This window comes from Nostoc sp. FACHB-152, from assembly GCF_014697475.1.
Taxonomy (GTDB): domain Bacteria; phylum Cyanobacteriota; class Cyanobacteriia; order Cyanobacteriales; family Nostocaceae; genus Nostoc_B.
In genome coordinates, this window is the sequence record NZ_JACJRV010000002.1 from 85,051 (window position 1) to 99,671 (window position 14,621).

The 14,621-nt window shown below is 39.4% G+C and carries 12 protein-coding genes; 5 read left to right on the top strand and 7 right to left on the bottom strand.

Annotated elements, in window-relative coordinates; all coding sequences use genetic code 11:
- Positions 1 to 140: 140 nt before the first annotated feature.
- A complete protein-coding gene (locus tag H6G76_RS02515; RefSeq protein ID WP_190694984.1) occupies positions 141 to 1,841 on the bottom strand; it encodes a pentapeptide repeat-containing protein in 1,701 nt (566 codons plus the stop codon).
- Positions 1,842 to 2,417: 576 nt separating this feature from the next.
- Here H6G76_RS02515 and H6G76_RS02520 point away from each other — a divergent pair.
- From H6G76_RS02520 to H6G76_RS02530, 3 genes are all read left to right on the top strand, one after another.
- Positions 2,418 to 5,390: a zinc-dependent metalloprotease gene (locus tag H6G76_RS02520; RefSeq protein ID WP_190694987.1), complete on the top strand. Its 2,973-nt coding sequence runs from the start codon at positions 2,418 to 2,420 to the stop codon at positions 5,388 to 5,390.
- Positions 5,391 to 5,577: 187 nt separating this feature from the next.
- A complete protein-coding gene (gene gntT / locus H6G76_RS02525) occupies positions 5,578 to 6,921 on the top strand; it encodes a guanitoxin biosynthesis MATE family efflux transporter GntT (protein ID WP_190694989.1) in 1,344 nt (447 codons plus the stop codon).
- 270 nt (positions 6,922 to 7,191) lie between these two features.
- Positions 7,192 to 8,298, top strand: a complete 1,107-nt coding sequence (locus H6G76_RS02530; protein WP_190694991.1) for a cell wall metabolism sensor histidine kinase WalK — start codon at positions 7,192 to 7,194, stop codon at positions 8,296 to 8,298.
- Between the two features lie 472 nt (positions 8,299 to 8,770).
- Here H6G76_RS02530 and H6G76_RS02535 read toward each other — a convergent pair whose 3' ends face one another.
- From H6G76_RS02535 to H6G76_RS02560, 6 genes are all read right to left on the bottom strand, one after another.
- Entirely contained in the window at positions 8,771 to 8,992 is a 222-nt protein-coding gene (locus H6G76_RS02535; RefSeq protein ID WP_190694993.1) for a DUF4327 family protein, read from the bottom strand.
- A gap of 314 nt (positions 8,993 to 9,306) precedes the next feature.
- Entirely contained in the window at positions 9,307 to 10,176 is an 870-nt protein-coding gene (locus H6G76_RS02540; RefSeq protein ID WP_190694995.1) for a polyphosphate kinase 2 family protein, read from the bottom strand.
- A gap of 57 nt (positions 10,177 to 10,233) precedes the next feature.
- Positions 10,234 to 10,722, bottom strand: a complete 489-nt coding sequence (locus H6G76_RS02545; protein ID WP_190694997.1) for a hypothetical protein — start codon at positions 10,720 to 10,722, stop codon at positions 10,234 to 10,236.
- A 233-nt stretch (positions 10,723 to 10,955) separates the two neighbouring features.
- Positions 10,956 to 11,504: a peroxiredoxin gene (locus tag H6G76_RS02550; RefSeq protein ID WP_190694998.1), complete on the bottom strand. Its 549-nt coding sequence runs from the start codon at positions 11,502 to 11,504 to the stop codon at positions 10,956 to 10,958.
- A gap of 32 nt (positions 11,505 to 11,536) precedes the next feature.
- Positions 11,537 to 11,800, bottom strand: coding sequence for a regulatory protein SipA (sipA, locus tag H6G76_RS02555; RefSeq protein WP_190695000.1), 264 nt, complete (start codon positions 11,798 to 11,800; stop codon positions 11,537 to 11,539).
- 166 nt (positions 11,801 to 11,966) lie between these two features.
- Positions 11,967 to 12,467: a P pilus assembly/Cpx signaling pathway, periplasmic inhibitor/zinc-resistance associated protein gene (locus H6G76_RS02560; RefSeq protein WP_190695002.1), complete on the bottom strand. Its 501-nt coding sequence runs from the start codon at positions 12,465 to 12,467 to the stop codon at positions 11,967 to 11,969.
- A 268-nt stretch (positions 12,468 to 12,735) separates the two neighbouring features.
- Here H6G76_RS02560 and H6G76_RS02565 point away from each other — a divergent pair, with 268 nt between their 5' ends.
- On the top strand, positions 12,736 to 13,941 hold the full coding sequence (locus H6G76_RS02565; RefSeq protein ID WP_190695003.1) for a sensor histidine kinase: 1,206 nt from the start codon (positions 12,736 to 12,738) through the stop codon (positions 13,939 to 13,941).
- Positions 13,938 to 14,603, top strand: coding sequence for a response regulator transcription factor (locus H6G76_RS02570; RefSeq protein ID WP_190695005.1), 666 nt, complete (start codon positions 13,938 to 13,940; stop codon positions 14,601 to 14,603). The genes H6G76_RS02565 and H6G76_RS02570 overlap by 4 nt, the downstream gene beginning before the upstream one ends.
- The last annotated feature ends 18 nt before the right edge of the window (positions 14,604 to 14,621 follow it).

A 14,621-nucleotide genomic window follows, 5' to 3' on the forward strand; every position in this document is an offset into this window, starting at 1 on the left:
AATTCGTAATTCGCTTTTTCCGTGTTGTAACGAGGATTGAGACTCCGCCACAAAACTTGCGGCTTGATAGCAGCCAGGGATTTAAACCCCTACATTTTGTTAACTCTGTCCCCTATCACCTGTCCCCTGTCACCTATTTATCACCTCAACCCTAATTGCTGCTTCAAAGCTGTGGGGATATTCATTGCTGTCTCTAACCCCCTTACACCTTCCCACTGCTGCTTTTCTCCCCAGGTCATTTCTGCCAAATTTGCATCGCTAACATCAGCACCGCTAAGAATCGCGTAACTCAGGTTACTATGGCTCAGGTTAGCACCATTCAAGATCGCACCACTGAGGTTACTACCACTGAGGTTGGCATGGTTGAGGTTGGCGTAGCTAAGGTCAGTCCCAAACAGAATTGCATCGGTAAGGTCTGCACCTTTCAAGTCTGCTTCGTTGAGATTTACACCAGTCAAATCAGCTTCGTTAAGGAAAACGTTGCTTAAGTCTACACCACTGAGGTCAGCACCCATGAACATCGCACTATTAAGTTGAGCGTTGTTGAGTTTAGCACCGTTCAGTTTGGCGTAGCTGAGGTCTGCGGCGATCAGAACAGTTTCAGTTAAATTAGCGCTAAATAAAATGGTATCGCTGAGGTTAGTACCGTTAAGGATAGCTTGGCTGAGATTAGCACCACTGAGGTCGGCGCGGCAGAGGTCAGCATGGCTGAGGTTGACTTTGCTAAGAAAAGCATCACTGAGGTTAGCACCAAACAAAATTGCATTGCTGAGGTTGGCACTACTTATTTCCGCATCCTTAAGATTAGCACCACTGAGATTGGCGTGACACAGTTCGGCATCCTGTAGCTTACTGCTACCGAGGTCAGCACGGTTCAGGTCAGCGCGGTTCAGGTTGGCACCGCTAAGGTTAGCACCGCTAAGGTTAGCACTACTCAGGTCAGCACCGCTAAGGTTGGTACCGCTAAGGTCAGCACCACTAAGGTTGGCATCACCGAAGTTAACGCGTGTGAGATTAGCACTGCTAAGGTTAGCACCCGTGAGGTTGGCATCCCCAAGGTAGGCACGAGTAAGATTTGCACCGCTAAAGTTGACTCCTACCAAGTTAGCATCACCTAAATAAGCACCTTCAAAGTTGCCACCTCTAAGAAACTCCCCAACAATACTACTAAAATTGCCAATTTCCAGGGCATCACTATAGTTAATTACTCGCAGTAGTTGAGATGTAAAAAAATTGTCTGTGTCTGGTTGCGTGGATGGATAAAAATTGATATGTTGCCGCAGTTCGTTGTGTTTTTGGGCGTGGCAGTGTATCTCTAGAAGTAAAATTAGAACGTTTAGTCCTGTTTGGATATCAATTTGTCTGATTCCTACCGCAATATTTTGTGCGGCCATATTCATCATTTTTTGCTGCGGTAAGTTGTCGTTTGGTACCGCATCAATAAAGTCGCCACGACACCAACGGTGATAAAAATCTGCTAGGCGTTGAAAAAGCAAGACAAACCTAATTTTTTTGGCAGCAATAAGTGAGTCAATTAATTGTGTAAGAATCTCTCTTGTCAAGACCGCATTGCTTAAGCTATCGTAAATTTCTTCATAGAGTTGGCGATCGCTGATTATAAAACCAGCATTTCCGGTTTCTGTCCATGCTTGCAAGCTTTTTTGCAGCCTTGGTAATATAATTTCTGGTTGGGAATTAGCCCAAGCAAATTTATTGTTTGTTTCGGTTTTTTTTACTATCTTTCTTACTGTATCCATAGAGGTAAAATTTTGTATATCTTTTAACTTATTACCACTTATATAGCTTTTAAAAAGCTTCCATATTTGAGATATTTTTGACATTTTTGTATCTGTTGCTACTAATAGTTAATATTTATGATTAAAATCTGCTTAACATTTAGTATTAGCTGTTGTTGTGAGATACTGTGAATAAAGTATAAAGTAATATATTTATTCTCTTGAGTAAATGTTTTAACAATAACTAAAGCACAGATATAAAAAGTTATTTATCCAAGTTAGACTTTAGGTTTAGTTATAAAAATAGTTATTCTATTAGCAAAAATAAAGTTTTTAGAATATTTTGACTAAATTGTGCTGTTTTTACCAGCAACTTTACTCAGCTGGTGGCAAAATGATATTTACAGAGGGTTACACAAGGAATTATTAAGAAAAATATTACAGTAAAAAGTCTAACGGAACGGAAAGATCTGCTTTTGTTTTCTAAATAGGTAAGGTACTTTTTTAGTTATCTTTACTGATGGCATGGAAATGCCTTGCTTTGCAAAATTAAAAATTAACTATAGCAATCCGTGTAGGAGATTCCAACAAATGTATTGCCTATTGCCTATTGCCTGCCTCCGCAAGAAGTTTGTAAATCAAATAGGATTGCTATATCTATGTTTATCAGGGATGAGATAAATGAATAAAGTAACTTTTTATGTAATTTTGTTGCATAGTTTATTGTTAGGAATAGGAACAGCTGGTGCTGAGTCATTACCTACTAATTTAACCGATAAAAACTTACGCGATAACCAAAAAGCGAAACCTAGCTTACAGGTTCAAAGTACTAAAAAAAACACAGAAGTTAACAAGATTAATACTGAACCTGCCTGGAAAAAATTACCATCGCCGCAAGTTTGGGTAATTAATCAGCAGCAAAAGCCCGAAAGTCAGCCTTTTGCTTGGGTAGTAGAAAATACCAAAAAAGCCCAACAGCAACCATTTTTAGAAGTTGGTAAAGCAGCAAAAAAGCCCGGAACGAAGCCTAGTTCTACTGAGAAACCATCCAGTAAGGATGATTTAGAACCTTTTGATGAAGTAGTTAAAGATACAGAGAAAAAGGAGGGGCTGTTTACCCTCTATCGTAATAAAAAAAAGAATAAAATTTATCTTGAAATTAAACCAGAACAGCTAAATGACAATTATTTAGCAACTGCCACATTAGAATCGGGAATTGGAGAACGTGGCATTTACAGTGGGATGCCATTGCAAGATTTTCTGTTTTATTGGCAAAGGGTGGATAATAAATTACAGTTTATCGTCCGTAATGTCAATTTTCGGACAAGGGAGGGAGATCCACAAGCGCGATCGCTTGCCCGGTCATTTAGTGATTCTACCCTCTATATGCTAGATATCAAAAGCATTCATCCACAACGCAAAACCATTTTGGTTGATTTAGGTGATTTGTTACTATCAGACTTAGCGGGATTATCTAGTAGTTTAGGTGTAACGGCAAATTCAGATCAGTCTTATTTTGGTGATGCTAAGGCTTTTCCCCATAACGTAGAAATTGAGTCAGTGCTGAATTTTTCTAGTGGTGCTAACAGCAGTGAAAAAGAAGTATTGAATTCTGTCACACTACCAGACTCTCGCGGTTATACTTTGCGGGTTCACTATAGTTTCTCACAATTGCCTAATAATGGTTACCGTCCACGTTTAGCTGACGAACGGGTTGGTTACTTCATCACGGCTTACCAAGACTTAACTAAAGACAATGATGATCCCTTTGTACGCTACATCAATCGTTGGCATTTAGAAAAAGAAGACCCGAAAGCAGCTATCTCCCGTCCGAAAAAACCGATTGTTTTCTGGATTGATAATGCTGTTCCCCTTGAATACCGTGATGCCATTAAAGAAGGCATACTGATGTGGAACAAAGCTTTTCTGAAAGCCGGGTTTAAAGATGCCATTGAAGCCCGGCAAAGGCCAGATGATGCTACTTGGGATCCAGCAGATATTCGTTACAACACAATTCGTTGGATTAATACAGTAGATGGTTACTTTGCAATGGGGCCATCTCGCGTTAATCCCCTAACTGGAGAAATTCTAGATGCAGATATTTTAGTAGATGCTAGCTTTGTGCGGGCGCTCAAGAGTGAGTATCGCAAAATTATTCAACCAAGCCAAAACGAAAACCGCACATCATTATCAGCATGGATGCAAAATCGCTTTTTGTGTAGTAGCGGTTTAGCAACAAAAGATAAAAATCCTCAACAGCCAGAACAAAGTGGGTTGTTACGAAATTTATCCAAACTGGCTGGAGAGTATGATTTATGCTATGGCATGGAAGCTGCTAACCAATTTGCCTTTGGTTCGTTAGCCATGACGCTTCTGCCAGAAAATAAAAGCAGCCAAGACCAATTAAAAGAATATATTCATCAATATTTACGTCTCATTATTGCCCACGAAGTTGGTCATACTCTTGGTTTGCGGCATAACTTCCGGGGTAGTACCTTACTATCTCCTCAGGATATGAATAATAAGGAGATTACCCAAAACAAAGGTTTAACGACTTCGGTAATGGACTACATTCCGCCGAATATTGCACCTCAAGGTACAAAGCAAGGAGATTATTTCCCGAATGCGGTGGGTGCATATGATGATTGGGCAATTCAGTATGGTTATGAACCATTTCAAGCCACAACTCCCATTGCTGAAAAGTCATTTTTGCAAGACATTGCCAATCAGTCATATAAGCCAGAGTACAGTTATTCTACAGATGAAGATGTCTATGACCTCGATCCTACAGCCGATGCTTGGGACAATAGTAATAATGTGCTGGTGTATTCACAATGGCAACTAGATAATTCGCGGGTAATGTGGGATCGTCTGAACAAGGGTTATCCTACAGCTGGTGAAAGCTACAGTGATGTCAGCGAACGCTTTAGTACGGTTTTAGGTAATTATTTTCAACAGATTTACTATGTCAGTAAATATATTGGTGGGCAATCTTTTTATCGTGTCAAAGGTGGGGATGTTGCCTCTAACAAACTCAGCAATGGCCAAAATAAATTACCATTTGAACCAGTACCAGTAGAAGAACAACGGGAAGCTTTAAAAACTCTCCAAAAGTATGTGTTTGCCGAAGATGCCTTAAAATTTTCTCCCGACTTACTGAATAAATTAGCACCTTCTCGCTGGCGGCATTGGGGTAGCTATCCACGTGTTGGCCGTTTAGATTATCCAATTCACGAGTTAGTTTTATTCTTTCAGAGTGGGGTATTGCGGGATTTACTCTCAGGCGATCGCCTCTACCGCCTCAAGGATCTAGAACTAAAAAATCAGCCCGAAAAAGCACTGACATTACCAGAGTTATTTGATACGTTGCAAAACGGAATTTGGACAGAGGTAATCAAACCCCAAGGTTCAGGTTTGCAGATATCTAGTTTGCGACGTGGCTTGCAACGAGAATATCTCGACATCTTAATTGACATGGTGTTGCGAAAACAATACGTCCCAGAAGATGCCCGGACTCTAGCTTGGTATAAACTCAAGCAATTAGATGAAAAACTCGCCCAGGTAAATTCTAACGATGAATATAGCAAAGCCCACATTCTCGAAACACGCGATCGCATCGAGAAAGCCTTGAATGCACAGTTGCAAGGAAATTAAGCAGTTGTGATGAACTAGGTAGAATGGGACGGAAAGAGGTTAGGGGCTAGAGGCTAGAAACTAGTTTTTTTACTCGGCATTGTGAATAGCTATTCATGAGTCACAACCAAACCTGAAAAACTTTTTTCTCTAACTCCTAACTCCTAGCCTCTATCCCCTAGTTCATATCCAGTACAGACAACAATTTATGACAATTGCAGTCTCTCCCCAGTACAACTTCTTGCCTCGCTTTTACAAGTTGGCAAGCATTAGTGTACTTTCCAATATGATGGTGCCTTTAGCAGGTTTGGTTGACATTGCCTTTTTAGGGCATTTAGCAGACATTCGTCACTTAGCGGGAGTTATCCTAGCAACCATCATCTTTGACTACCTTTACAGAGTATTAAAATTTCTGCGCTCCAGCGTCAATGCACTGACGGCACAAGCAGTGGGACTTGATGATCAAAAAACTGTACTCTTGGCAGGGATACGTAGTGGCGTAATTGCTTTAGGAATTGGCTTAGGAATTCTGTTGCTGCAATACCCATTGCAAAAGATTGGTTTTATGATTTTGAGTGGTTCCCCAGACATTGAAATTGCTGGGGCTGATTATTTTCAAGCCAGAATTTGGGGTGCGCCAGCCGTATTGTTGAACTTCGTGTTAATTGGCTGGTTTATGGGACAAGAAAAGAACAGTGTCGTCCTGCTGATGTCTGTAATTGGTAATGGTTCTAATGTGCTGCTGGACTATCTGATGATTTCTCGATGGGGTTGGGAAAGCATGGGTGCTGGGCTAGCGACAGCTATTAGTCAATATTTAGCGTTGTTGGCTGGGATTATTTATGCTGGCTTGAGTATTTCTTGGCAAACTTTACCTGCGGCTTTACAAGATGTTTTCGATTGGGTTGCCTTGAAAGATACTGTGGTGCTAAAGAGCAATATTTTAATCCGATTTTTAGTGCTGATTTCTACTTACGCCATTTTCACCAACTTCAGTGCAGCGATGGGAACGGAAACCTTAGCAGAAAACGGCTTACTTTTACAGATTGCATTGCTGAGTCAGTTTACAGTTCAAGGTGTCGGTATGACAACCCAAACACTGACAGGCAACTTTCAGGGTAAAGGTAGTAAAGACCAGATGAGTTCTCTATTGACTGTTTCTATATTGACCAGTCTGGTGATTGCATTAGGTTTTGCTGCCGTGTCGGTGCTGTTTCCCGATGCCGTATTTGGATTGTTGACTAATCACACAGAGGTTAACAAACATATCAGTAATTATTCTATTTGGTTGCTGCCGCTTTTAGCATTAACTGCGATCGCTTTCATGCTAGAAGGGTACTTTATCGGTTTAAAAGAAGGTGCAACCCTACGTAACGCAGTTTTAATTGCTTTTGGTATAGGTTTTCTGCCTCTGGCGATTACGGCATGGTATGTTCATAATAACCAACTCCTGTGGATGTCGCTTGTATCCTATATGGCAATTAATATGTTCGTTCTAGCAATACAGCTACCCCGGACATTTGGTAATCAAGCTTTAGCCACTCAGCAGTAGTATATAGAGATGCGCGCTTACAGGATATTGCTGCCACTGGGCAACTACTGAGAATGTGATTCCCCATCTCACTTTGAAATTATGCGATCGCCCTATAGGAGATCGCATCTATCAGCAACTAAAATTATTGATGCGGTTTTGTTGAAGAAGCAATCGCCATTGCATATTAGGTTGGGAGTAGAGAGTAGCAAAGAGTTTTGTTTGGATATAATGTTTTTTTCAGAAATTAAATATGATTCCTATACCTATAGTTAAAACTTACTTTTCAAAATGAGTTGGCATTGGGCGAAGTCTCTACCTTTGGCATCCCGGCTGTTTTTCTCCCACTTAGTAGTGATGATGGTGGGAATAATTAGTCTTGTGATCATCAGTAAGGTATCTTCTCCACGTTTTTTTGTGCTGCACTTGGAGAGATTAGAAAGTAGAGGATTGAAATTAGTTCATGTTCGGACTGAACTAGTTCAAGGATTTGAAACAGCTTGGCGCAGCAGTACACTTTGGTCGGTTTTGGTGGGTACAACTGCGGCGGGAGGATTAAGTTATTGGGTATCGAAACGGATTATGCTGCGGTTAACCCAGATGGAACAGATTACGCAAAAGTTTGCTGCTGGGGAGTTAACAGCACGTTTACCTCTTTCTGAGATTCCCGAACTGAATCGTTTAGGTGCAAGTTTTAATCGTATGGCTGCTAGTTTAGAGGGTGTGGAAGCACGGCGGCGAGAACTAATTGGTGATATGACTCACGAATTACGGACACCTCTAACAGTTGTGCGCGGTTATTTAGAAGAATTAGCCGATGGCGAAATAGAACCTTCACCAGAAGTTTATCGGCGATTAGCCAAGGAAACTAGGCGTTTAGAAAGATTAGTTAACGATTTGCAAGAATTATCTAAGGCAGAAGCCGGTTATCTGCCAATTAAGATCCAACCAGTAAATCTGCGTCCTTTATTAGAGTCTTTAGTCGAAAGATTTAGCGAACAACTTTTAGAAGATGGGCCGATACTGCGCTTGGAATGTCCATCATTACTTCCTATGGTGTTAGCAGATATCGATCGCACTGAACAAGTTTTAGTTAATTTTGTCGGAAATGCTATCCGCTACACTCCCAAAGGGACAATTACTGTGCAAGCTTGGACGGAAGCTGCTAAACTTTGGATTGCCGTTATAGATACTGGGATTGGTATAGCCCCTGATGATTTACCCCACGTATTTGAAAGGTTTTGGCGCGCTGACCAATCACGCGATCGCCATTCGGGGGGAACAGGTATTGGTTTAACTATTTCTCGGCGTTTAGTGGAATTACAAGGTGGTCAGATTAAAGTAGAAAGCGAATTAAGTGTTGGCAGTATATTTAGCTTCTGTCTGCCTTTAGCTTGAAATAGCAGGTGACAGGTAACAGGGGACAGGTGATAGCCTTAAAAGTGTTTTTTTGTCTAAGTTTTATCCTTTTCATTATTCAAAATCCCTACACCCTTATAACCTTTTTACTCTGTTCCCTGTTACCTGTCACCTGTTCCCTATATATACAAGAATTTGTCACAAGCTAGTCGCATCAAAGACACACTCAATTGATAGTTTGAAGATATTCAATATCGAGTGTTTAATTAATTTTCGATATGACTACTTTTGTATTGGCTTCTATCTTAGTTAGTTTACTGACTGCATCTGGTTGGGCTGCGATCGCCTACTTATTTCCCAATCATTCCCAAGACTAACCCTGCTTCTTTTGAAAATAGCTCCAAATAATAGCTACGATCAGCAGGGCATGAATAAGTTTTGAATATTAACTTTAATTAACTTAAAATTTATTGGGGAAAGCTGTAAGTTGAATCAACTTGGATGTTAGACTTCAATCTTCTTTCCAGCTTTCGCTGCCCAATAGGTCAATGATTCTGTCTCTGAGCAAGAATTCGTTTTTTTCTAGCTCAAGTTCAAAAAATGCCCAGTCACGCTCAGGAATATATTTGCATAAAGCATAAATTGGTCGTTGACGACTAATAAGACCTTTTTCGACCAATTGACGAGCTTCTTCCTTGATAATTTCGATGTCGTATTTAACAGCAATATCCATAAGTTGTTCCTTTGTAAGTAATCAAGGAATTAAAAGCAAAACAATGGACGCTTTGCTTCTACTCTAAAATTATCAAAAATATTTGAGGAAATTGTGAAGTAATAGAGCATTTAGGCTAGCTAATTTCTAACACTAATATGCCTTCATCAATAAATATAGTGAAATTTTGTGCTTCAAGCAGACACAGCTAAACAACTATAAGTTATCTATGCTTTGCTCAGAATGCCATATTAGCATTAACTTTTTATCAGCCTTGAGATAGAGCAAGTTTATAAAAGTTAAACTTATTTGCAGAAGTTTATATAGTTAATCAGTTAATCTTCTTGCTCTAAGGCATACTTTGCTTGTAAAAGGTGCTGTTTAAATTCTTCGTTGACGGTAGGATATTTCAGGTTCAGTGCTTCTAATTTAGAACAGATAATATCAGCCACTACCATCCGCATAAACCATTTGCGATCGGCAGGGATGACATACCAAGGAGCATGGGAAGTGCTAGTGTGATAAAAAACATCTTCATAAGCATCCATATAATCGTCCCAAAATGCTCTTTCTTTAACATCATTTAGCGAAAACTTCCAGTTTTTTTCTGGAGAATCTATTCTGGCTAAAAACCTTTTTTTCTGTTCTGCTTTTGAAACATTCAGAAAGAACTTAAGCACAATAATGCCATTTTCGACCAAATATTTTTCAAAATTATTGATTTCTGTAAAACGCTGCTGCCAGATTTTATTACCTTTTGGAATGTGAGGGATTTGCTGCTTTTGGAGTATTTCTGGATGCACACGAACAACTAACACTTCTTCATAATAGGAACGATTGAAGATGCCAATTCTTCCCCTTTCTGGCAAAGCCTTCATGCTTCGCCAAAGGTAGTCATGGTCTAATTCTTCACTACTGGGAGATTTAAAACTAAAAACTTGGCAACCTTGGGGATTAATCCCCGACATTACGTGTTTAATGGTGCTGTCTTTGCCAGCAGCATCCATCGCCTGAAACATAATTAGCAATGCATAGCTGTTGTGGGCGTAAAGAATATCTTGATACTTTGCTAATCTTTCTATGTCTGACCGTAATTTGAGTGCTGCATCATTTCTGTCATGATAATTGGCTGTATAAGCAGGGTCATAGTTTTTCCGCAGAGAAATCTTTGAACCTGGAGGAACGATAAATGCATCATGATTCATAAAAAGTATGAAGTGTGAAGGATGTAGGATGAAATATATAAGGTGCGATCGCCTGTGCTACCGTTTTTTTAGTATCTTTGGCTTAACAGTTGGTCGCATTGTTTCTCGACCGAGAACAAACATTCCTGCGATCCCTAAGCAAACAAACCAAACATATTGATACCAATATTTGCGAATCTGTTCTACTGTACTCAGTTCTGGATGCAAGGTCTTCAAATACAGTAACAGCACCAGGATCATCAGTGCGCCAAAACCCACAAAGCTTAAACCTACACGCAGCCGTACAGGTTGCAATTCCCAATCATTAATTTGTTCTAAATCAATTTCTGCTAATTCTTGTAAAGATTCCTCCGCCACAATTGAGGCTGCTTGCATTCTATTACTCAGCTTGGGCGGCAAAATTGGCACTAATGTAGCTACAGCAGGACGACGTAACAAAGCTTCAGTATCTCGCAATAGTTCTAGTGGTTTCCGCGTTGTAGCTGATTGAGCAAACTCTGTAGTTTCTGTAGCGGTTGTAACGGTGGCTTTGCCTTCAAATTCCATAGCAGGCTATAGAAGAAACAGGATACAAATAGCCTAGCGAATCAGTTGAAGTCGCGCAAATAAGTTTGATGTCTATGTGTTTTGTTCAAATTTCACTACAAAGACACATAGACATAAAAATCAAATCTATAGCAAACCGTGTAGGAGATCCAACAAAATCTGTTGCCTATTGCCTATTGCCTATTGCCTGCCTCCACGACTAGTTTGTAAATTAAATAGGCTGCTATGTAAAGCTAAGATTGCAATTGTTCTAATCTTGCCAGCACTTCTTGGCTGTGAACAGATGGATTAACTTTTACAAAAGTCTCACGCAAGATACCTTCGGGGTCGATGATAAAGCTGTGGCGCATAGATACATAACCAATCCAAGAACCGTAAGCTTTGCTGACTGAGCCAGTTGTATCAGCTAACAGAGGGAATTTTAATCCCTCAGAATCGCAAAATTCAGCATGAGAATCTACATCGTCAGCACTAACACCAATAATTTGAGCATTTTTTTCTAAGTATTTAGGTAAGTCTTGCTGAAAACGGCGTGCTTCGATAGTGCAACCAGCAGTAAAGTCTTTGGGATAAAAGTAAAGTACTACCCACTTCCCACGCAAGTCAGAAAGTGAGATTTTGCCATCGCCTGTGTTAGTCGGCAATGTAAACTCTGGTGCGGCTTGATTTACCGTTGGTAGTTTACCACCCATCGCATTAGCCGCAGGTGATAAGTTTAACCAACTGATGAGAGCAAAACAACTAGCAATTAAGATGCTGAAAAAATTGCGGCGAGAAATCATGGTACAGACCAGAATCACAACTTTACATAAGTTTACAATTCTTGGTTGCTATTATCACCCTGGTCAGATTCACTAGGTGTGTCTGTGCTTTCAATATATTGGCTATCTAATAAGAAAGCACCCATAGAAAAGCGGATACCCCAATATCCTCCAGGACGGCGGTCAAGAACTATACCTTCTTCGCCAAGATGAATCACATCTGGAGGACGCAGCATCGGCATTGGGTCGGCTGTTTTAACGTAGGGTGGTAGCGCGATAACTCTGACTTTACTACCAATAGTGAATTCTTTGGACATAGAAAAAAGCTAGAAGTTTGAATTAACTCCTAACTTTATACTAAAGGGATTGCCGATTTAATTGAAGTAAAAGAAATCTGTTGGGAAATTAGGGAACGCGAAAGGGGATGCAAACTTTTCCCCTATCGCTATCTTCTGCAAGGAAGTTTGTAAAATTTTGATGTAGTTAGCGGTTTTGTTGACGACGCTGCTGCCAATTTTGACGTAATTGCTGAAGTTTTGTTCTTTGTTCTGAAGTCAATACTGCATCCATCTGCTGTTTAGCAGACTCTTTGATGGCTTGAATGCGGTTTTTCTGGTCTTGAGTTAAATTCAAATCAGCAAAACCCTTACCCCCACGACCTAGGCGTTGTCCTGGTTGACCTGCTTGACGTTGGGCGCGGCGTGCTTCAGCAGCTGCTTTTAACTGGTCTTTTTGTTCTTGAGTCAGCACACCTTCAATTTGTGTGCGAGTATTGCGACGAATTTCTTTAAGTCTAGTTTGTTGAGCTTCTGTGAGTCCTAATTCTGCCCAAGCACCTTTTTTCCCTTGACGAGGGCCTTGTTCTTGTGCTTGCGCTAATAGCAAAGGAGAAGCAGAAGATGTTTGAGCTTTAACAGCAAATGAGGTTGTAGTTAACGTAAGAGCAACTGCACTAGCAATCAACGATAATGATTTAAATTTCATTTGTTACCTTGTTTTCCATTCCCGTTGGGTATGTCATCATCATAAGAATTTGTTCTTAGTAATCACATGAGCATAAAGTCACGTTTATACCTATGACTTTAGTCATGCTTACTTTCTTGGCTATTTAAGTAACAATAAATTGTAAATACCATAGTTAGATCAAACTATTATATTTGTCCTAAATAATCTATGAATCAAAAAAATCATGACTTTTCAAATAAGTCATGATTCCGAAATTGCAACTTTTAATCTAAATTCTAAAATCCTTATGAGCCGTCCTATCCAATTTAACAATCATCCCTTTCGGTTTCTATTATATTTAGAGTGGATATTACTAACGCTTGCTATTTCAACCTCTATGCTACCAGAGCATTCGCCACGATTAGCAAGTAAGTTTCCTGAGCTTACTATTGGATGTTTAATTGTCTTTGGTTTAATGGGTTTAAGATTACCTACAAGCAACCAGAAAAATAAGATAATTTACACAGCAATTGAAATTTTACTACTATTGCTAATAGGTTTATATGGTGGCAAAACTGCTAGATTGTTTCCTTTTTTATATCTAATTTTAGTAACTCGTAGTTGTTTAATTTTTCAATTGTATGGACGTTTAGTAGTTACAGGAATGTCGTTCGCCTTGTTTTTAATAACCTTAAATGCTCGCTCACCTCGACGTTTACAGCCACAAGATATAGAAAAGTTTCGGTTTTTTACTTTTAATACAGCACTTTTATTTGGATTGAGTTTGCTTTTTGTTTTATTGTTAATGAATACAGTTTTATCTGAACGTCAGAGTCGAGAAAAACTAGCGATCGCTAACGAACAACTCCGGCAATATGCGTTGCGAATTGAAAATCAAGCTACATTAGAAGAACGTAACCGTATTGCCAGGGAAATTCATGATTCTTTAGGACACTCTTTAACAGCTTTAAATCTTCAATTGGAAACAGCTTTAAAATTATGGCAATCTAATCCCACAAAAGCACAGGTATTTTTAGCAAGAGCAAAAGAGCTTGGTTCTAAAGCTTTAAAAGATGTTCGCCAATCAGTTTCAGCTATGCGGACTAATCCTTTGCAAGATAAAAGTTTAGCACAGGCGATCGCTATTCTTTTAGATGATTTTCATCGCGCTCATGGTGTTATCCCAATATCTAGAATCAATATCGATAATCCTCCACCAACAGAAATTAATATTGCTGTTTACCGCATTATTCAAGAATCCTTAACTAATATATCCAAATATGCAAATGCAACAGAAATTATCTTAGAACTAACTACTACTAAAAATAGTTTATATCTGATGATTCAAGATAATGGCAGAGGTTTTGATATTCAACAAAATACTACTGGATTTGGTTTACAAAGTATGCGCGATCGCACTTTAGCCTTGGGTGGCGATTTTAATATTAACAGCAATCCTGGTTCTGGCTGTCAAATTACAGTTGAACTTCCTTTACCAAGGTTTATGAAATGATTAAAGTTTTATTAGTAGATGACCAAAGTTTAATCCGGCAAGGGCTAAAAGCATTATTAGAATTAGAAACAGATTTAGAAATTGTTGGAGAAGCAGAAAATGGTGCAATAGCTGTAAATTTAGTAGCACAATTACAGCCAGATGTTGTGTTGATGGATATTAGAATGCCTATCATGGATGGAGTAGCGGCTACCAGAGAAATTCAACAGCGTTTTGCTGATACTAAAATTTTAGTGCTGACCACTTTTGATGATGATGAATATGTAACAGCAGCATTACAGAATGGGGCGATGGGTTATTTACTCAAAGATACACCTTCAGAAGAATTAGCTGTGGCAATTCGCGCTGTGTATAAAGGTTATACTCAACTAGGGCCAGGAATAGTTAAAAAACTGTTGAATCAATTTTCTAACGGTAATAAGCAAACTCAATTACAGCCAGTCCCGCCTAATTTAGCTGAACTTACACCTAGAGAAAAACAGGTATTAAAGTTAATTGCTACAGGTGCTAGTAACCGCGAAATTGCCCAGACGCTATACATCTCTGAGGGAACGGTAAAAAACCATGTTACCAATATTTTGAATCGGTTAAATTTGCGCGATCGCACTCAGGCTGCTATTATCGCTAATACATTTTTATCACATTTAGATGAGCCTGATTAGATACGATCTCAGTTGTAA

What these genes read in the sequence shown, in the direction of transcription:
- H6G76_RS02560 (WP_190695002.1), bottom strand. Translation starts at nt 12,467, where the DNA reads ATGAAATTTAAATCATTATCGTTGATTGCTAGTGCAGTTGCTCTTACG.
- H6G76_RS02530 (WP_190694991.1), top strand. Translation starts at nt 7,192, where the DNA reads ATGAGTTGGCATTGGGCGAAGTCTCTACCTTTGGCATCCCGGCTGTTT.
- H6G76_RS02545 (WP_190694997.1), bottom strand. Translation starts at nt 10,722, where the DNA reads ATGGAATTTGAAGGCAAAGCCACCGTTACAACCGCTACAGAAACTACA.
- H6G76_RS02540 (WP_190694995.1), bottom strand. Translation starts at nt 10,176, where the DNA reads ATGAATCATGATGCATTTATCGTTCCTCCAGGTTCAAAGATTTCTCTG.
- gntT (WP_190694989.1), top strand. Translation starts at nt 5,578, where the DNA reads ATGACAATTGCAGTCTCTCCCCAGTACAACTTCTTGCCTCGCTTTTAC.
- H6G76_RS02520 (WP_190694987.1), top strand. Translation starts at nt 2,418, where the DNA reads ATGAATAAAGTAACTTTTTATGTAATTTTGTTGCATAGTTTATTGTTA.
- H6G76_RS02570 (WP_190695005.1), top strand. Translation starts at nt 13,938, where the DNA reads ATGATTAAAGTTTTATTAGTAGATGACCAAAGTTTAATCCGGCAAGGG.
- H6G76_RS02515 (WP_190694984.1), bottom strand. Translation starts at nt 1,841, where the DNA reads ATGTCAAAAATATCTCAAATATGGAAGCTTTTTAAAAGCTATATAAGT.
- H6G76_RS02535 (WP_190694993.1), bottom strand. Translation starts at nt 8,992, where the DNA reads ATGGATATTGCTGTTAAATACGACATCGAAATTATCAAGGAAGAAGCT.
- sipA (WP_190695000.1), bottom strand. Translation starts at nt 11,800, where the DNA reads ATGTCCAAAGAATTCACTATTGGTAGTAAAGTCAGAGTTATCGCGCTA.
- H6G76_RS02565 (WP_190695003.1), top strand. Translation starts at nt 12,736, where the DNA reads ATGAGCCGTCCTATCCAATTTAACAATCATCCCTTTCGGTTTCTATTA.
- H6G76_RS02550 (WP_190694998.1), bottom strand. Translation starts at nt 11,504, where the DNA reads ATGATTTCTCGCCGCAATTTTTTCAGCATCTTAATTGCTAGTTGTTTT.